Origin of the sequence: Blautia massiliensis (ex Liu et al. 2021), from assembly GCF_052064225.1 — a bacterium.
Classification (GTDB): Bacteria; Bacillota; Clostridia; order Lachnospirales; family Lachnospiraceae; genus Blautia_A; species Blautia_A fusiformis.
In genome coordinates this window covers 105045-123931 of sequence record NZ_JBQHWA010000003.1, presented here as the reverse complement: position 1 = coordinate 123931, position 18887 = coordinate 105045, and the positions used below count along the sequence as shown (strand labels likewise).

Annotated in this window: 14 protein-coding genes and 1 pseudogene; all 15 read right to left on the bottom strand. The window is 44.2% G+C overall.

The features are described 5' to 3' along the window. Positions 1–20 precede the first annotated feature (20 nt). The 15 genes and pseudogenes from ACTNDQ_RS01890 to ppdK all read right to left on the bottom strand — a co-directional run bounded on the left by ACTNDQ_RS01890 (position 21) and on the right by ppdK (position 18741). Positions 21–1933, bottom strand: a pseudogene (locus ACTNDQ_RS01890) (PTS fructose transporter subunit IIABC). 20 nt (positions 1934–1953) lie between these two features. After that, entirely contained in the window at positions 1954–2865 is a 912-nt protein-coding gene (pfkB, locus tag ACTNDQ_RS01885; protein WP_022426093.1) for a 1-phosphofructokinase, read from the bottom strand. 352 nt (positions 2866–3217) lie between these two features. After that, positions 3218–4012: an aminotransferase class IV gene (locus ACTNDQ_RS01880; protein ID WP_288788646.1), complete on the bottom strand. Its 795-nt coding sequence runs from the start codon at positions 4010–4012 to the stop codon at positions 3218–3220. Between the two features lie 86 nt (positions 4013–4098). Beyond that, entirely contained in the window at positions 4099–5520 is a 1422-nt protein-coding gene (gene pabB, locus ACTNDQ_RS01875; protein ID WP_441063445.1) for an aminodeoxychorismate synthase component I, read from the bottom strand. A 4-nt stretch (positions 5521–5524) separates the two neighbouring features. After that, complete coding sequence (locus ACTNDQ_RS01870; RefSeq protein ID WP_278795061.1) at positions 5525–6112, bottom strand: anthranilate synthase component II; 588 nt, start codon at positions 6110–6112, stop codon at positions 5525–5527. Between the two features lie 153 nt (positions 6113–6265). After that, positions 6266–6475: a DUF1858 domain-containing protein gene (locus ACTNDQ_RS01865; protein WP_021650997.1), complete on the bottom strand. Its 210-nt coding sequence runs from the start codon at positions 6473–6475 to the stop codon at positions 6266–6268. A 144-nt stretch (positions 6476–6619) separates the two neighbouring features. Beyond that, positions 6620–7981 carry an MATE family efflux transporter gene (locus tag ACTNDQ_RS01860; RefSeq protein ID WP_118071149.1) on the bottom strand — a complete coding sequence of 454 codons (1362 nt, stop codon included), beginning with the start codon at positions 7979–7981 and terminating at the stop codon, positions 6620–6622. A 39-nt stretch (positions 7982–8020) separates the two neighbouring features. Beyond that, the gene (locus tag ACTNDQ_RS01855) at positions 8021–8479 is read right to left on the bottom strand and encodes a GtrA family protein (protein ID WP_021977545.1); all 459 of its coding nucleotides are present in this window, start codon (positions 8477–8479) and stop codon (positions 8021–8023) included. Positions 8480–8588: 109 nt separating this feature from the next. Beyond that, positions 8589–9980 (bottom strand): dipeptidase PepV, encoded by a 1392-nt coding sequence (pepV, locus tag ACTNDQ_RS01850; RefSeq protein ID WP_021977544.1) that lies wholly within the window; start codon positions 9978–9980, stop codon positions 8589–8591. Further along, on the bottom strand, positions 9981–11246 hold the full coding sequence (locus ACTNDQ_RS01845) for a cytosine permease (protein WP_059085206.1): 1266 nt from the start codon (positions 11244–11246) through the stop codon (positions 9981–9983). It lies immediately after the preceding gene. A gap of 2 nt (positions 11247–11248) precedes the next feature. Beyond that, positions 11249–12406 (bottom strand): PucR family transcriptional regulator, encoded by a 1158-nt coding sequence (locus tag ACTNDQ_RS01840; RefSeq protein WP_021977542.1) that lies wholly within the window; start codon positions 12404–12406, stop codon positions 11249–11251. Positions 12407–12411: 5 nt separating this feature from the next. Then, positions 12412–13443: a hypothetical protein gene (locus tag ACTNDQ_RS01835; RefSeq protein WP_021977541.1), complete on the bottom strand. Its 1032-nt coding sequence runs from the start codon at positions 13441–13443 to the stop codon at positions 12412–12414. A gap of 203 nt (positions 13444–13646) precedes the next feature. Next, positions 13647–14699: a 16S rRNA (cytosine(1402)-N(4))-methyltransferase RsmH gene (gene rsmH, locus ACTNDQ_RS01830; RefSeq protein ID WP_279198953.1), complete on the bottom strand. Its 1053-nt coding sequence runs from the start codon at positions 14697–14699 to the stop codon at positions 13647–13649. Between the two features lie 104 nt (positions 14700–14803). Next, entirely contained in the window at positions 14804–15994 is a 1191-nt protein-coding gene (locus ACTNDQ_RS01825) for a hypothetical protein (protein ID WP_441063440.1), read from the bottom strand. Between the two features lie 116 nt (positions 15995–16110). Further along, on the bottom strand, positions 16111–18741 hold the full coding sequence (gene ppdK, locus ACTNDQ_RS01820) for a pyruvate, phosphate dikinase (RefSeq protein WP_110101998.1): 2631 nt from the start codon (positions 18739–18741) through the stop codon (positions 16111–16113). Positions 18742–18887: the final 146 nt, after the last annotated feature.

The following is an 18887-nucleotide window of genomic DNA, read 5'->3' as shown; positions in this document are numbered from 1 at the left end:
TTATTTTAATTCTAAAAAATTTAAGCAACTTTTTTCTTCAGTACCCCGAGAAGCACAGCTGAGATCAGAGTTCCCACAACCAGTGCGACCAGATACATCATTGCATTACCTACAACCGGGAATACGAAGATTCCGCCATGTGGTGCCATCAGTGTACAGTTGAAGAACATGGAGATCGCTCCAGCTGCTGCGGAACCGACGATACAGGACGGAAGTACATGGACCGGGTCAGATGCCGCAAAAGGAATCGCACCTTCTGTGATAAATGCAAGTCCCATAATAAAGTTGGTCGGTCCTGCCTCACGCTCTTCTTTTGTAAATTTGTCTTTAAACAGCAGGGATGCGAGTGCGATGGCACACGGAGGAGTCATACCTCCCACCATAACTGCTGCCATAATGTCATAGTTGCCTGCCGCAATAGCTGCTGTACCAAATACATATGCTGCTTTGTTGAACGGGCCGCCCATATCAATGGCCATCATACCACCGAGAACCAACCCTAAAATTACTTTACTTGAATTTCCCATGCCTGTCAAGGCATTATTTAATCCTGTATTGATACCGCCCATGATCGGCTCTACAACGAAGGTCATACAGAGTCCCATAAGAAGGACACCAACAACCGGATAGATCAGTACAGGCGCTATTTTTTCCAGTGCTTCCGGAAGCTTATCACAAACCTTACGAAGTCCAAGGATCAGATATCCTGCAAGGAAGCCTGCAAGAAGTGCTCCGAGGAAACCGGATTTTCCGTTTGCTGCGATCATACCGCCCACAAGTCCAACTGCAAGTGCCGGTCTGTCACCGATGGCCATTGCAATTAATCCGGCCAGGATCGGAAGCATGAAACCAAATGCGGTTCCACCAATGTTTTTCAGAACAGCCGCTACCGGTGTGATGGTACCAAAGTTTGCTCTCTGGTCTGCAGGAAGGGAACTCAAATCTACACTTAAACCATCGATCAGGAATGCAAGAGCGATCAGGATACCACCGCCTACAACCAGTGGAAGCATATGAGATACCACGTTCATCAGCTGCATTTAGATCTTGTGGCCTGCTCCGCCGCCTGCTTTTGCATTTGAGGAAGAGTTCTGACTGCCTGCTGCTGCATGATATACCGGAACATCTCCGGAAATCGCACGTTCAACAAGCTGGTCCGCTTTGCTGATTCCATCTGAAACCTGACATTCGATGACTTTCTTTCCATCGAAACGATCCATGGGAACCTTGGCATCTGCAGCTACAATGATGCAGTCTGCCTCCCGGATCTCCTGATCCGTAAGTACATTTTTTGCTCCACCGGAGCCTCGTGTCTCTATTTTAATGAAACAGTCTTTCGCCTTCGCTGCTTTTTCCAGTCCCTCTGCTGCCATGTAGGTGTGGGCAATACCTGTGGGGCAGGAGGTAACTGCCAGCAGTTTAGCTCTGGCTCCTTCGGAACTTCCTGTATCTGCCAGTCTTTCATCAATATCTTTTTTCTCCTCATCGGCCTTGTCGATGATCTCCATAAATTTATCTACAGAACCTGCGTTACGTAAGGATTCTGTAAAATTATCATCCATCAGCATTACGGAAAGCTTGCTGAGTACATCCAGATGAATGTTATCTTCTGTATTCGGTGCTGCGATCAGGAAAAGAAGGGTAACCGGCTCATCATCCAGTGCCTCAAATTCCACGCCTTTTTTTACTACCATGGCAGCAAGTCCCGGTTTCTTTACCGCATCACATTTTCCATGAGGAATAGCGATTCCCTCACCGATTCCTGTCGTACTTTCTTCCTCTCTTAAATACACCGTTTCCGATAAGCTTCCCTGTCGCTGATCTTTTCACTTTTTACTATAAGATCTACGGCCATGTCCAGAGCTTCAGATTTCGTCTTCGGTGCAGCATCCAGTGATATGCTTCGTTTGTCAAGCAGATCTGTGATTCTCATCTTCCCTTCTCCTTTCTTCTTTACCCCTCTGTTACCTGTTCATATACTGCCTGAACTTCTTCCCTTGTGGCAAGATTTTCAGAAAATGCACTTGCGCTTCCTGCGGAAATTCCCATATGGAATGCATATTCGTGATCCTGTTTTTCCATCCAGCCTGCCATAAAGCCTGCTACCATGGAATCTCCGGCTCCTACGCCGTTTACCAGTGTTCCTTTCGGCGCCGGTTTCTCAAACACCTGACCGTTCTCCGCTACCAGGACAGCTCCCTCACCGGCCATTGAGATCAGCACGTTTCTGGCTCCTTTTTCCTGGAGCTTCTTTCCGTAAGGGATCACATCCTGACGGTTCTTAAGCTCTACGCCGAAGATTTCTCCAAGCTCATGGTTATTGGGCTTCACCAGAAACGGATGATACTTCAGGACATTTACAAGAAGATCTCTCGTTGCATCCACAACGATCATCACGCCTTTTCCGTCCAGTCTCGCCATGATCTTCTCATACATATCATCCGGCATAGATGAAGGAATACTTCCTGCCAGAAAAAGCACATCTCCCTCTTTCAGTGTGTCAAGCTTCTTCATCAGCTCCTGAACCTTTTCAGCGCTGATCTCCGGTCCCATTCCGTTGATCTCAGTTCCATCAATAGATTTCAGCTTCAGGTTGATCCTTGAAACGCCTTCCGGGATCCTGATAAAATCAGATCTCACTCCCATCTCCTCAAGCTTTCTTACAATCTCATCTCCGACGAATCCTGCCATGAAACCAAGTGCTGTATTCTCGATTCCAAGATTCATCAGCACGGTGGAAACGTTGATTCCCTTTCCGCCCGGAAGCATCAGCTCAGAGCTTGTCCGGTTGGTAAGTCCGAGTTTAAAATCCTCCACGGAAACGATATAGTCCAGAGACGGATTAAAAGTAACTGTGCAGATCATTTTTTCTCCTCCCATATCTTTTATCCTGCGGTTTTTGACCGCTTTTTGTTGTTTTTCATTTGTTGAACTCAGTATACTTCCAAATTCGTTCAAAGTCAATCAAATCGCTTCACAAAATTCATGAACGTTTTTGGTTGAGTTTGCACAAAAAACGTGCATCAACCTTAGCTTTCCCTGGTTAATGCACGTTTATCCCTGACTGTATTGGTCACTTTCATTCAAATTCCGTTATAAATCTATGTACCATTCCAAATTCCTGTTTATATTACCTCCATCCTCAGGTACATTTCCCGGAAAGCCGGGTCTTCACATTCCATCACCTTTCCTGAATGTGATAGTTTCGCAATAACATTTATCTGATTTGTTTCTTATTCGCAGTATCTCTGACCATCTTCCGATATCTTCTCATCAGCTCCCTTGTCACTTTGTCTTCCTCAAACCGGATTCCTCCGATCTGACGCACCGGCATGATCCCCATCAGGGAATTGGTGACAAAACATTCCTCATACCATTTAAGATCCTGAACATAGATATAGGTTTCTTCCACCTCTTCCGTGTCACAGAGATATTCTCGGAGAATTCCCGGAAGAAGTCCGCAGCTGACTTTTGGTGTATAGATCACGCCTTTTCGCACAAAGAATACATTACTTACTGTCCCTTCCGATATCTGTTTCTTTGTATTCAGAAACAACCGTTCATCCATTCCTGCTGCTGTAGCATTACGTTTTTCCAGGATACAATCTCCGTAATTCATGGTTTTGTGATATACAAGAGGTGATGTTTCATTTCGTTTTACCTTGCTGACATCCATGATAAAGCCTTTTTCATAATTCTCCGGCGTATAATGATTGGCACGAAGAGAATACACTGCATTTTCCTTTGTAAGCATAAGCTTCAACGCACAGTGTTCCAGTCCGTCAAATTCTTTCTGCACCTCCGGGCGTTTTTTTTGTTCTTCCAGATATTCTTCGATCCTCCCGGCTGTGATCCCACGTACTGCCGGATCACCCAGCTTCAGGAAATCTGCCGCCCGTTCCAGTCTTTTCAGATGCTTTTCCAGAAGTATGGGAGTTCCCTTTTCTATTCCTATGGTCTCAAATGCTCCCAGACCGAACTGAAAACATTCGTCTAAGGTTATGTTGTTCATTTCCTTTGACCTCCTTATGAAGTGTCCCTGTCAGATTCTCTGATCTGTCCACAGAGCCTTTCACTTTTACCGTTCTGTATGTTTCTCTACTGCAGTGCATCCAGGATTGCTTTCGCCTTCTGCAGAGTCTCCTCGTACTCAAATTCCAGATCTGACTCTGCTGTGATCCCGCCGCCAACGCCAAGGTGATATTTTCCGTTTTTATGAAGAGCTGTACGGATCACGATGTTGAAATCGCAGCTTCCGTCCAGTGTCAGATAGCCGATAGAGCCTGTATAAAGATTTCGCTTGCCGTGTTCCAGCTCGTCAATGATCTCCATGGCACGGTATTTCGGCGCACCGGTAATAGAACCGCCGGGGAATGCAGCCTCCAGAAGATCCATAACATTTTTTCCGTCTTCCAGTTTTCCTTCAATATCCGATACCAGATGAAAAACCGTAGCGTATGCTTCCACTGTAAAAAGCTCGGTTACCTTCACGCTTCCCGGTGTACACACCCGGTTCAGATCATTTCGCTCCAGGTCTACGATCATAAGAAGTTCACTCTTATCTTTTCCGGAATCCTGAAGCTCCCGACGGAGCATTTCATCTTCCTCAGATGTTACGCCACGTTTTCTTGTTCCCTTTATAGGACGGGTATTTACATGACGGTCTTTCATCTTCAGAAAACGTTCCGGAGATGCACAGACGATCTGATAATCTCCGAAATCCAGATATCCGCCGAAAGGAGACGGATTATTTTTCCGAAGATCATAAAAAACATCCAGAGGTGGTTTTTCGCTTTCAATGGTCAGCTGCTGCGTCATATTGGCAATATAGATATCGCCCTCTATAATATAGCGGATCATCCGGTCTACTGCCTGTTTGTATTCTTCTTTCTCAAAGTTGGGATGAACCTGGATCCTGAATTTCTCACGGTGAGAATTTTCCGTGACCATCCTGTTTCCGAATTCCTTTTTTTCCCCTGTTTCCGATCCTTCCTGTTTCCCCGCCTCTGTAAATTCCCGGATTGCTTTTTCCATCGCTCCGATTTCTGCTGCAGCGTCTGCACTGATTCCGTTTGACACAAGATAGGTTCTTTTTTCCTGACAGTCTTCTATGATAAAACAGTCATAAAATGTCAGAACTGCCTCCGGAACAGTCACAAGATCCTTTTCCCCGGATTGTACTCCCATCTGTTTTCTTCCGTAATCATAGGAAAAATATCCTACTGCACCGGATACGATGGGAAGTCCGCTGTTATTTTTGTCTTCATGGATATTCAGATATTCCCGCATATAATCTTCAAAGGTTGTTTCTGTTTCCGGCCTTCCGTTGATAGTAAAGTTCTCTCCGTCCTTTACCAGCTTCAGATACGGACATCTTCCGATCACGGAATAATGTCCCAGCTCATTGACAAGGGAGGAATCCAGAAACGCTGCTCCGGGTTCTCTCTCGTAGATCCGAAAAATGTCCACTGCCGGGATATATGGGGTCAGTTCTTTTATTCTTCGCTGATTTTTGTACATATTTTTACTCCTCCTTCTGAAAATTCTCCGCGATCCTGCAAAAATTCTCAAGAAGCTCATGTCCATATTCCGTAAGAACGGCTTCCGGATGGAATTGCACACCATAGATAGGCAATGCTTTATGGGAAATTCCCATAACAGCACCATCATCAGAAAGCGCATCCACCTGATACTCCTCCGGAATGCTGTCTTCCCGCACGATCAGGGAATGGTATCTTGTCACCTTGTATTTCTCAGGCAGGCCTGCAAACACTCCTGTTCCATGGTTGTGGATCTCTGTTACTTTTCCGTGCATGGGACACACGCCCTTTTCCACTACTGCTCCCGCGCAGTGGCCGATCACCTGATGTCCCAGACAGACCCCCAGAACAGGAATCCTTCCCTGAAATCTTTTTACGATATCTACGCAGAGCTTCGCATCCCAGGGACGCTTCGGTCCCGGAGAAAGGATGATTCCTTCCGGGTTCAGCTCTTCCAACTCCTCCAGGGTGATCTCGTCGCAGCGTCTGACCAGGATCTCTCTTCCAAGCTCCTGAAAATATGCCTTGAGATTATAAACAAATGAATCGAAATTATCGATCATCACATACATGCTTTTTTCCTCCATATCAAGCAGATATTTAAGACTCTCTTTATCGTCTGCTCACAAAAAAAGGGATAACGACGGCATGCCAAAAAGACATGCACAGTCGTTATCCCCTTGCGGTCCGTAATCTGTACGTTCTAATATAAATTGTACTGCTGATTATTTCTGTTTCTTGGTTTCCTCATAATGATGGATGTCTGCCAGTACAGCGTTTACGTCAAGTCCGTGTACCATGCATGCCTCCTCAAGAGACTCACCGATAGAAGACGGGCAGCCGATGCAGTGCATTCCTTCCTGCATAAGAATGTATGCGATCTTCTCATCATATGCAAGCATTTCGCCCATTGTTGTTTCCTTTGTGATTTCCATGATCTATATTCTCCCTTCTGGATTTGTAATCTTACCCGGAATCCCGGTTTCCTGGTTTTTTCCGCAGTTATAATATCATTATAACTGTATCTTCCATAATTGCAAGCCTAAATTTATTCTTTTCATTTTCTGTATTATACCCACTCAGGCAGCAGTTTCCTTTTTTCCCCTGCTCCACTTTTTCATCACATAAATATAATACGGGATCAGAGGGATCAGCGCTGCGATCCATGCGGCAGGATCTGCCAGACATACACCTGCAAAACTTGTTTTTCCTGCAACAAACATAACGATCGCACTTCTTGCCGCCAGTTCAAACACACCGCCCAGCATGGGAACCAAGCCATATCCCAGTCCCTGAAGTCCGTTTCGGTAGAGGAAGATACTTCCAAGGAACGGATATGCCCAGAATACCGTATGAAAATAAGTAACAGAAACATTAATAACATCCGTCTGGGATTTGTCAATAAATAGCCAGGTCATGTACTTTCCGAAAAAGAACATAATGATCATAGTGATCACACTCCAGATCAAGATCATGATCTGGGTATATTTCATTCCTGCTTTTACACGGTCCATCTTTCCGGCGCCCCGGTTCTGTCCTACATAGGTTGCCATCGTCGCACCAAAAGCTACAAATACAGTTGCAATGATATTCTGTATTTTTCCCGCAGCGGAAAATCCTGCCATATATACAGAACCGTAAATATTTACCGCACCCTGCACAATAATGGTTCCGATCGCTGTGATGGAAAACTGAAGTCCCATGGGAATACCAAGGGCCAGCAGATAACGGAAGCTGGTAAAAGAAACTTCAAAGTTTTCTTTCTTCAGATGCAGGATCGGGAACTTTTTGATAATATAGATCAGGCAGCAGACTGCGGAAATTGCCTGCGCGATAACCGTAGCATAGGCACAGCCTTCCACTCCCATCCCGATTTTTACAATAAACAGAATATCCAGGAACACATTGATCACTGCCGAAATGATCAGAAAATACAGCGGAGATTTTGAATCTCCAAGTGCACGGAGAAACGCTGCCAGTGAATTATATGCCGCTGTTACGATCAGGCCTGCATAAATAATTCCCATATATCCCTTCACAGATCCCATCAGATCCTCCGGTGAATTCATCAGCCGCAGAATCGGTTCATTCAAAGCCTCAAAGCCAATGGTCATCACAATGGCAAAGGCTGCTGCCAGATAAATGGACATAGCTACGTAATGACGCATCTTATCATATTGCTTCGCCCCGAACCACTGGGATACCAGAATGGCAAAGCCACTGCTCAGTCCGTTAAGCCATCCGGTAACAAAAAACATCAGTGAACCGGTGCTTCCGATTGCAGCCAGCGCATCTACTCCCAGGAACTGACCCGCAACAATGGAATCCGCAATGTTATAAAACTGCTGAAAAATATTTCCAAGACACATGGGAATCATAAACCGGATGATCAGGCTCACCGGATTTCCCACAGTCATATCATTGGTCTTATCTTTTGCCATTTTTTAACTCAACTCCTTTCTCGTAAATATAAACATTTTTTATTTTTTAAAAACAATTAATTTACTGATTATATAATTCAATACGATCACAACCACCTGAGCGATCAGCTTCACTGCCATGCTGTTAAATCCAAGCCAGGTAATGAATACTGCAAGGATCGCTTCTTCCACAACCAGGGTAAAGAGTCTTCCACCGAAAAACGAAGCCATCTGCTTTAAAAATCCGGCTGCCGAATCTACCTGACCGTCGAATACCCAGGTCCTGTTTGTAAAATACTGAAACAGTACGCAGACTACCCAGCAGATCACATTGGCGATCAGCGCATTTATTCCGAGCATGCCGTCCAGCCATGCATACAGTGCTATATTCAGAAAAAATGTGATCCCGCCAAAGAACAGATACATCAGAACTTCCTTATGTTTTTTATAAAAAGGTTCAAATATGTTCAATACAGGAAGATGCATCAGTCTGTCAAAAATGTCTCTTTTTTCCTCCATATCCATATCCTTTCTTCTTTGTCATATGTAAACTTGTATACCATAGCAAAAAATATCCTGGATGTCAACGCATTCCAGGATATTTCTATAGTTTGTTTCTTTAATGTTTTTATCTATATTCTGTCATCAGTTTGTAAAGACCTTTTACAAAAATTTCGGTCATTTTCTGCAGACTCTCAATGCTTAAAAATTCATTTGCTTCATGAGCCAGTTCTTCCTCATACGGAAACAGCGGCCCAAATGCCACAGCATTAGGAAGTGCCCTTGCATAGGTAGCTCCGCCAATAGCCATTGGCTCTGTATCCATATCCCCTGTCACTTCCTGATAGGCCTCCATCAGACACCGGATCAGTGCTGAGTCCTTTTTATGGTACACCGGAGCCAGATAATCTACTTCATTATAAAAGAAGCCATATTTTTTCAGCTGTCTCTCCAGCAGCTCCCGAATATCATTATACTCCACAGATGCAGGATAACGAATATTACACTGCAGAAAAATCCTTCCATTTTCATCCATATTCACAGTTCCCACATTAAACGTCAGTGCCCCTGCGGAATCCTCCATGGCACAGCCCAGACGCTCTCCGTCATAATCCATTCCTATGGCCTGATGAAAACATTTCATATAAGAAGCATGAGAAAGTTTTTCGCCAAATTGTCCCAGCGTTTCCAGAAGACAGGAAACTGCATTAAACCCTTTTTCCGGACTCATACAATGTGTACTGATCCCTCTGACTGACAATTTCAAAAATCCATCTGTGATCTTTGCTGTAACCTGTTCCGGAAGCGCAATGCTTTTTACTGCCGCCTTCGGATCTTCACATTTCAGAAGACAGGACGCCTCGTCCGGAACAATATTTCTGCTACGTCCACCTTTTAATTCCACAATTTGTATCTCTGCTCTTTCATCCACAGATTCCACAGAAGAAAGATCAAAGTCAAGAAGTCCTTTTTCGCAGTATAAAAGTGGAAAATTAGCATCTGGTACGATAGATACCTGTGGAAGTATTTCTGCATGATCCAGATAATAACGAATACATTGCCAGCTCTCTTCCTCATCGGTTCCCACAATCATGCGAAGACAGGTATCTTTTGGAATCAACTGATTATCTGCAAGATATTTCATAGCAAAAAGTGAAGACACCAGAGGGCCTTTATCATCTGAAGTTCCTCTTCCATAAAGCTTTCCATCTTTTTCCACAGGATCAAACGGATCTGTGTTCCATCCCTCTCCTGCACTGACCACATCTGTATGGCAGAGGATTCCGATCATCCTGTTTCCCTCTCCGGCAGTGATCTCTCCGGCATAACCATCATAATTTTTTACCTGAAATCCCATTTGCTGTCCCATTCTAAGGACGTACTCCAGAGATTTTTGGATATTTTTTCCAAAAGGTGCTCCTTTAGATGGTGCATCCTCAAAAATCCCGGGAATAGCTACCAGTTCTTTTAGACATCTGACCATTTCCGCTGTATTTTTTTCTACATATTCTCTAGCCATTTATTTATCACCTTTTTTTACCAGTCTCCACACCAGATACAGGATTCCGGAAACCAGCATTCCATTGATAAAAGAAATTCCCACAGTCAAAAACGTAGCTGCAAAACCAAGAGCCCAGGTCACGATTCCAGCCACTGACCATCCTTCACGTAATGTAAAGTTCTCTGCTTTTCCTTTCCCAAGGCTCCAGTATTCCACAATAAACAGAGCAATGATCGGCATAAACGCATTTCCAAGAAGTGTAAGAAATCCCTCAAAATTTCCGGCTACACCAACAGCTGCCAGAACTGTTCCCACAGCTCCAAGTATAACCGTTGCCATAGAACGGCCGCTTTCTTTCAGATTGAATACCATAACTGCATTTAAGCCTGCACTGTAGGCATTGGTAGTATTCGTTGTCCAGGTTGCCAGGATCAGTACGACCATTCCAAGGAACGGAAGGCCAATATTAGAAAATACAAGTGAAATGTCATACTGCTGGGCAATTCTCGTCATTACCGCTCCGAGAATAAGCATAGCCATTCCTGCCGGCATCACACCGATAGCAGAAGAAAGGACTGTATCTTTTCTTGTTCTCTGATATCTGGTAAAATCAGGTGCATTCAAGGCGCCGGTGGCCATAAAACTGATAGTAAGTACAACTCCATCTGCAAAGCTCATGGCCGGATCTTCGATAGTCATACTTAAATTTCCGGTTCCGAAACGCTGGATTGCTACCACACACCCGATCACAGTTACGATCACAAGTGCAGGAATGGCAATCTTATTCAGTTTATCCAGAGCATTGATTCCATATACAGCTGTAACCAGCATGATTATTCCCCACACAACCGTTGATACCGGAATCGGGATTTTTACTCCTGTGCTTGCTTCGATCAGATTGGAAAATGCAGAGCCACAGACACCGTTCTGCACTGCAAACCAACCGATCATGGAGATCATAAATAATGCAGAGATCAGCTTTGATGATCCCTGTTTTCCAAAAACGCCAGATGCAACAACACATGTCGGTACACCAAGATCACTTCCCATGATTCCACAAAATATCATCAACGCCACGATCACTGCATATCCGATTACCCCTGACCAGATGGCCTGAGACATCGGCATAGACTCTGCCAGGATTCCTCCCAGCATCAGACTGGGCACACAGATCATAATTCCCGCCTGGATCATGGCAACATCTGCCCAGCTTTTTCTCTCTTCCATCGGAACCTGTTCCAATGTGACAGATTCCACATTTCCTGTTTTCTTTTCCTGTTCCACTCTCATACCTCTTTATTCTTTTTTATCTCCAGCATAGATTCGATCCGCACAGCCAGAGAAATGATCTCATGAAAAAGCAACGGCTGTTCTTCCACATCAAGATAATTTCTCAGACGGTTAATACGATAACGGATCGTATTCTCGTGCTGTTTCAGTTTTTTGGCAGTTTTTTTAAAATCTCCATTGCACTGTACATACGCCCTTGTTGTAAGAAGCATGTCCTCCATGCCTTCTTCCGTTGTTTTCGCCGCAATCTCTCGACAAAATTCGTCATAAAATTCCTGCATTTCCCGACTTCCCCTGATAGGCAAAAGAAGCTGCTGCGGAGACAATGGATCATAGACCTGCTGCCTCCGGTCCGATGCCTGTGCCATGTCCAGGGCGTCTCCTGCTTCAAGAAGTGTTCGTTCTACTCTGTATCTGGCATAAGGTCTGCCAATTCCAAGTCTGCGGTTATGATAGCTTCTCAAAAGCTGTTCACACACTACATTTTTATGCTGTTCCAGTTCCTTCCTGGAATCTGCACTCAAAATACAGATATCATAGTTATCCGCCGGAATAAATATATCAAAAGATGAACAGACTTCTCCTGTTTTTTTTCTTTGTGTGATCTTCCGCCGTTCATCCCGGATATAAACAGCCTGTACGTACTCCCTGATCCCCGGATTAATGCTAAAAAGGATCTTCATTCGCTCCTGGGGCAGAGTCCTCGATGCTAGGATCTTATCCAGTTTCAGCTGATTAAGCACATTTGTCTGTTCTTCCAGGATACATTGATTAATAACTCCAAGGACCTCTGCATAAGAAATATCTTCCCTCATACAGATCACAGGAAACTGCTTCTCTTCACAGAAAGCAAGCATTTCTTTCGAAAAAAGCTCTGCTCTCTCCTCCATCATCACACAGAGCCCACTGCAGTTTCCTTTTACAAGAAGCGCCAGAACCTGCATCAGTTCTTCTGATTTCGGCTGAAACTGCAAAAGAGATGTGATAAAAAAATCTCCAGGTGCCAGAATATCTTTCTCCAGCACATCCTCTTTAAATGGCGCATCAAAAACAGATGCCCGCTTTACGATCCGGCCAAGTCCGGCCCGTCCTGACAAAATTTTTACATTCTCAAACAAAGGTGCATTTAAAACCTGCAATAAAGATATGTTCATATTATTTATTCTCTGAATGCAGCCAGCTCTTTCAGATATGGATCTGTTATTCTCCCTTCATCCATGATCTGTACACCATCAAGCCATACAGAAGAATTCAGGCAAATGCCATCACAGTGGGATTTTGCATCCTGTCCGTGCGGCGGAGCGTCAAATGGGCTGACATAACCAATTCCCCACTCTGTGGATCCCCATACACGCTCATCCTCCACAATATTGCCGGTAAGAACCGCTCCTGGATTAAACCCATACGCAATATGTGCAAGCTTGAACATTCCCTCATCTTCAAAGCTTTTCAAATGCTCTTCAAAAATGGCTGCATCACGGCCTCCTTCAATTTTTACGATTTTACTGTTTTCAATTGTAAGACGGATCGGCGCATCCGGTGTGGTTCCAAAAGGTGGGGTTACAGATCCGTCAAAAACGATCACGCCATTGATGCTTCCAAATCGCGGCACAACATTGATCTGTCCTGTAAGCATATGGATTCCTGGTACTGTTGCGTTTCCGCAGTCACATGCTGTATAATGGCCAGGATCGATTTCAAATGATATATCACATCCAGCCGGAGTTGTGACACGCATGTTCTTTGCATTTTTTGTTTTTTCAGTGATCGCAAGCATAAATTTTTTGAGCTGCTCTGTCTCCACATTGCCGATGGTACGGATCATGAGGTCAGGGTTAAAATCTACCAGACACATGTAACGCATTTTTTTGTTCTCTGCTTCTGCACGCTCAAATGGTGTGGAATAAAGAAGCCACTGATGATTAAATTCGATCCATACATCTGCACAGAGAAGTGCTGCACTTAACGCATCGACCGGAAGATCCGGATCTGCTGCTTTTCCTACTCCCCCTGGTGTGGGAACTGAAATTACCATTGCATGTGCTCCTGCATTTTTTGCACTGTTTTTTACTGCTTCTACAACCGATGCATCCGAATCATCATCTGCTGTGATGATCACAGTTTCTTCAGGCTTCACGCCAAAAATTTCTTTTACCAGCTTATCTGCTGCTGTTTCAAGTGTGATATCCATGTTTTTTCCTTTCCAATTCGTGGTGTCCCGAAAAATATTTATCTGATCTTTAACTTTTCCAGGTCACTGTAATTGTTTAACATGATAGCACAGTGATTTTTTAATTTGTATGGAATTATTCCAAAATACAGAACAGAAATTTGTAATTTTTTCAAAAAATAAGCCATGGCTTATTTTTTGCCATGGCTTATGGAGATCATCATTTATGCTTTTATCGCCCAGCGCATCTTCGTTGATCTGGCACGTCCATTCTGAGCGCATTCCTGAGCAGACGGTCGGATCACATCTTTGGAATAATCAGAATAAATTCCTTCTTTGTATCCCTGTTTCAGTGCTTTCTTTACCAGTTTGTCTTCTCCGGAATGGAAGGTAAGGATTGCCACACGTCCGCCTGGTTTCAGAGCTCCGGGGAGTTTTTCCATAAAATCATAGAGAACCTCGAATTCCCGGTTTACATCAATACGCAGCGCCTGAAAAACTCTCTGGCATGTTTTTTTGACCATGTCTTTTTTCTCTTTTTCCGGAAGAAAATCCAGAGTCTTCTCGATCACTTCCCGAAGTTTCGTAGTGGTATCTATGCGGTTGCCCTTACGGATCTCATCGGTGATGGCTTTGGCGATCTCCTCACAGTACAGCTCATCGGAATTTTCATCCAGCATTCCGGCAAGTTCTTCTCTGGAAATGGTATCCAAACGTTCCGCCGCACTGATCCCGGATTCCTGATTCAGTCTTAAATCCAGAGGTCCGTCCACTTTAAAGGAAAAACCTCTCTTTGGATTGTCGATCTGCATGGAAGATACTCCGAGATCTGCCAGGATAAAATCAAATCCGCCTACTTCTTTCGCAATCTCATCAATGGTGCAGAAATTCTGGAGTTTAATTGTCAGGATATCTTCCCCGAAACCCTGCTCTGCCAGACGTTTTCTGGTCTTGGCGGATTCTTCCGGGTCCACATCTGTCGCATACATATGACCCTGGCCTTTCAGACATTCCAGCATGGCTCTGGTATGTCCACCATATCCAAGTGTGGCATCAAATCCAACCTGCCCCGGTTTGATCTCCAGAAAATCAATGATCTCCTTCACCATAATGGAAATGTGCATTCCCGCCGGTGTATTCCCCTTGCTGATCACATGTTCAATAGTATCTTTATATTTCTCAGGCTGAAGCTCTTTATATTTCTCCTCAAATTTCTTCGGATATTTTCCTTTATATCGTACCCGCCTCTTATGCGGTGTCTGTGATTCCTGGTTCATAAAATTCTCCTTATCCTCTGGCATGATCTGCCCTGTTTCTTTCATGATACCATGAATCCTTTTTTTCGTAAACTGCCGGAATCACCCCAGCAGAAAACTTTCAGTTATGCAGCCGAAAATTTCTCTGTATAATACTTCTCCAGATACTCATAAAAATGGTCTCTGTCTATATGATATTCCTCCGGAACGTCAAAGAGGAGTTTTTCCAGCATCTCATCCATAATCCCTCTGGCTTCTTCCTGGCTCATCCCTGCTTTCAGATGTTTTCCCAGATACATGTTGGAAATATAATCATAGATCGGATAATATTTTTCTGGGTTCTCTGCCGTCTTTTCATCGTAGTAATCATGATATTGCTCATCCATCAGCGTCAGGATCGTCGTTGCATAGTTGTCATCCTGATTATATTCATCCAGCTGTTTTGCGTAATATCCAAGACTGTGATTCACATAATCATCCAGAGAATAATTGTCCATACATTCGATCATTATTTTATGGGCATTGCTCTGCATCTGATAGGCAATATCGTTTTCCTCATAATCAAAAAGGCTGACCGCAAACAGGGAATTGATTGCCTCCGCATTGGGAACATCATAATAATTCAGTCCGGCAAATTGAATGTATACTTTGTTTCCGTCTTCATCTGTATAATGGCTGTCCCGCAGACAATGGCTCAGTTCATGGAAGATCACCTGATAATCCCAGGTTCCTTCTTCGTATTCTTTATCTTTCAGCACATAAATCTTATTCTCTGATTTCACGTAACATCCGCAGGAATAAACATCCCAGCTGACTTTTAACAGTTCATCCTCTGTACATTCCACAACTTCCAGGCTCTGAAGATTCTGATAAAAAGGACGAAGTTCCACATCCGGATATTTTTCAAACACACATTTGCAATATTCTTCCATAAGTGGTTTGAATTTATCCGGGATTTTCGGATTCTGCCTGATCACCTCCTCAAAATCCTGAAGGCTTTTTTTCTCAAAGGAAATGGCCTTTTCAATATAATCCATGTCGTAAATATACAACCGGTGAGTCATATCTCTGTGATCCAAATACGTATCCAGCTCAAACGCTTTCTTCTCTTCTTCCTCTGAAACTTCTTCGTTCTCCGCAGCTGGCTCATCTTCAGAATCTATCCCCGCAGAATCTGCCCCGGAATTGGCGGATACATGAAAATCTTTTTCAAATTCTTTTACTGCCTGTCTGGTTCTGATCACGGAAGGCACGATAACTATTCCTGCCAGGATACACAGAATCATTCCTGTGATAATAAAAATTTTCTTTTTCATGGTTCTTTCCCCTGTATAAAAAAAGCTCCTGACAATCTGTATTTCTACAGACTGCCAGAAGCTTTCTATGCTTGATCAGGCTGAAGTTTCAGCCTTGAAGCAATATGAAGTTCTGCTTAGGCGTTCTTCTTAGCGATTGCTGCCTGTGCTGCTGCAAGACGAGCGATCGGTACACGGAACGGTGAGCAGGATACATAGTCAAGTCCGATCTCGTTGCAGAACTCTACGGAAGACGGATCTCCACCGTGCTCACCGCAGATACCTACGTGAAGTTTCGGGTTAACCGGTTTTCCAAGCTGGATTGCCATCTTCATGAGTTTACCAACGCCAACCTGATCAAGTTTAGCAAATGGATCGTTCTCGAAGATCTTAGCATCATAGTATGCGTTAAGGAACTTACCAGCGTCATCACGGGAGAATCCGTATGTCATCTGTGTAAGGTCGTTTGTACCGAAGCAGAAGAAGTCAGCCTCTTTAGCGATATCATCAGCTGTAAGAGCTGCTCTCGGGATCTCGATCATAGTACCAACCTCGTACTCAAGGTCAGAACCTGCTGCTTTGATCTCAGCATCTGCTGTCTCTACAACGAATTTCTTAACATATTTAAGCTCTTTGATGTCACCAACAAGCGGAATCATGATCTCCGGTTTGATGTTCCAATCCGGATGATTCTTCTTAACGTTGATAGCTGCGCGGATAACAGCGCTTGTCTGCATCTTAGCAATCTCTGGATAAGTAACAGCAAGACGGCATCCACGATGTCCCATCATCGGGTTGAACTCGTGAAGGGAAGCGATGATTGTCTTGATCTGCTCTACAGTCTTGCCCTGAGCATCAGCCAGTTTCTTGATGTCCTCTTCCTCTGTAGGAACGAACTCATGAAGTGGCGGATCAAGGAAACGAATTGTTACAGGATTTCCTTCAAGTGCCTCATAGAGTTTCTCGAAGTCTCCCTGCTGCTCCGGAAGGATCTTAGCAAGTGCTGCTTCTCTCTCCTCTACTGTCTCAGAGCAGATCATCTCACGGAATGCATCAATTCTGTTGCCCTCAAAGAACATATGCTCTGTACGGCAAAGACCAATTCCCTCTGCACCAAGCTCACGAGCTTTCTTAGCATCAGCAGGAGTATCAGCGTTTGTACGAACTTTCATTGTTCTGTACTTGTCAGCCCATCCCATGATACGTCCGAACTCACCAGCGATCTTAGCATCTACAGTCGGGATAAGTCCGTCATAGATGTTACCTGTTGTACCATCAATGGAGATTGCATCTCCTTCATGGAACTCTTTACCAGCAAGTGTGAATTTCTTGTTCTCCTCATCCATAGCGATATCGCCGCATCCGGATACACAGCAGGATCCCATACCACGAGCAACTACAGCTGCGTGAGATGTCATACCACCACGAACTGTCAGGATACCCTGAGCAGCTTTCATACCTGTGATATCCTCTGGGGATGTCTCAAGACGAACAAGAACAACTTTCTCTCCTCTTGCAGCCCACTCAACAGCGTCCTCTGCAGAGAATACGATCTTGCCGCAAGCAGCTCCTGGAGAAGCACCAAGACCTTTACCCATCGGTGTAGCAGCTTTAAGAGCAGCTGCATCGAACTGCGGATGAAGAAGTGTATCAAGGTTACGAGGATCGATCATTGCAACAGCCTCTTCCTCAGTTCTCATTCCCTCATCAACGAGGTCACAAGCGATCTTAAGAGCAGCCTGTGCAGTTCTCTTACCATTACGTGTCTGAAGCATATACAGTTTACCATGCTCTACAGTAAACTCCATATCCTGCATGTCTCTGTAATGTTTCTCAAGAGTCTCGCAAACCTGTTTGAACTGTACGAATGCTTCCGGGAACTTCTGCTCCATCTCGGAGATGTGCATAGGTGTACGAACACCAGCAACTACGTCCTCACCCTGTGCATTGGTAAGGAACTCACCGAACAGACCGTTAGCACCTGTAGCAGGGTCACGTGTGAAGGCAACACCTGTACCACAGTCATCACCCATGTTACCGAATGCCATCATCTGTACGTTAACAGCTGTACCCCAGGAATATGGGATATCGTTGTCACGACGATATACGTTCGCACGTGGGTTGTCCCAGGAACGGAATACGGCTTTGATTGCGCCTACAAGCTGCTCCTTCGGATCAGTTGGGAAATCAGCACCGATTTTGGATTTATACTCAGCTTTGAACTGGTCAGCAAGCTCATGCAGGTCAGCAGCTGTAAGCTCAACGTCCTGCTTAACACCTCTCTTAGCTTTCATCTCATCGATAAGCTCCTCGAAGTATTTCTTACCAACTTCCATAACTACGTCAGAATACATCTGGATGAATCTTCTGTAGCAGTCCCAAGCCCAACGCTCATTGCCGGATTTCTCAGCAAGAGTGTTAACAACTTCTTCATTTAAACCAAGGTTGAGGATTGTGTCCATCATACCAGGCATAGATGCTCTCGCACCAGAACGAACGGATACAAGCAGAGGATTTTCTTTGTCACCGAATTTCTTACCGGTAACTCCTTCCATCTTGGTAATTGCTTCCATGATCTGAGCCATGATCTCATCGTTGATGGATCTGCCATCCTCGTAGTACTGTGTGCAGGCCTCTGTTGTGATTGTGAAGCCCTGCGGTACAGGAAGACCGAGGTTTGTCATCTCAGCAAGGTTGGCACCTTTGCCGCCCAGAAGATTTCTCATAGTAGCATTACCTTCTGTAAACATGTAAACCCATTTTGCCATTTTACATTTTCCTCCTAATTATTGTTCTTTAAAACATAAAAAATGTATGTTTTCTACGCACATAATTATTTTATAGATTTATCCTTCATTAGTCAAGGTTATTCTTCCAAAAAACAGCAATTTCTCTTGTGAAATATGACAGATTT

Bases quoted from the DNA above. Each gene is read 5' to 3' on its own strand.
- ACTNDQ_RS01865 (WP_021650997.1), bottom strand. From the start codon at position 6,475: ATGGAAATCACAAAGGAAACAACAATGGGCGAAATGCTTGCATATGAT.
- rsmH (WP_279198953.1), bottom strand. From the start codon at position 14,699: ATGAACCAGGAATCACAGACACCGCATAAGAGGCGGGTACGATATAAA.
- ACTNDQ_RS01860 (WP_118071149.1), bottom strand. From the start codon at position 7,981: ATGGCAAAAGATAAGACCAATGATATGACTGTGGGAAATCCGGTGAGC.
- ACTNDQ_RS01835 (WP_021977541.1), bottom strand. From the start codon at position 13,443: ATGGATATCACACTTGAAACAGCAGCAGATAAGCTGGTAAAAGAAATT.
- ACTNDQ_RS01825 (WP_441063440.1), bottom strand. From the start codon at position 15,994: ATGAAAAAGAAAATTTTTATTATCACAGGAATGATTCTGTGTATCCTG.
- ACTNDQ_RS01855 (WP_021977545.1), bottom strand. From the start codon at position 8,479: ATGGAGGAAAAAAGAGACATTTTTGACAGACTGATGCATCTTCCTGTA.
- ACTNDQ_RS01880 (WP_288788646.1), bottom strand. From the start codon at position 4,012: ATGAACAACATAACCTTAGACGAATGTTTTCAGTTCGGTCTGGGAGCA.
- ppdK (WP_110101998.1), bottom strand. From the start codon at position 18,741: ATGGCAAAATGGGTTTACATGTTTACAGAAGGTAATGCTACTATGAGA.
- ACTNDQ_RS01840 (WP_021977542.1), bottom strand. From the start codon at position 12,406: ATGAACATATCTTTATTGCAGGTTTTAAATGCACCTTTGTTTGAGAAT.
- pabB (WP_441063445.1), bottom strand. From the start codon at position 5,520: ATGTACAAAAATCAGCGAAGAATAAAAGAACTGACCCCATATATCCCG.
- pfkB (WP_022426093.1), bottom strand. From the start codon at position 2,865: ATGATCTGCACAGTTACTTTTAATCCGTCTCTGGACTATATCGTTTCC.
- pepV (WP_021977544.1), bottom strand. From the start codon at position 9,980: ATGGCTAGAGAATATGTAGAAAAAAATACAGCGGAAATGGTCAGATGT.
- ACTNDQ_RS01870 (WP_278795061.1), bottom strand. From the start codon at position 6,112: ATGTATGTGATGATCGATAATTTCGATTCATTTGTTTATAATCTCAAG.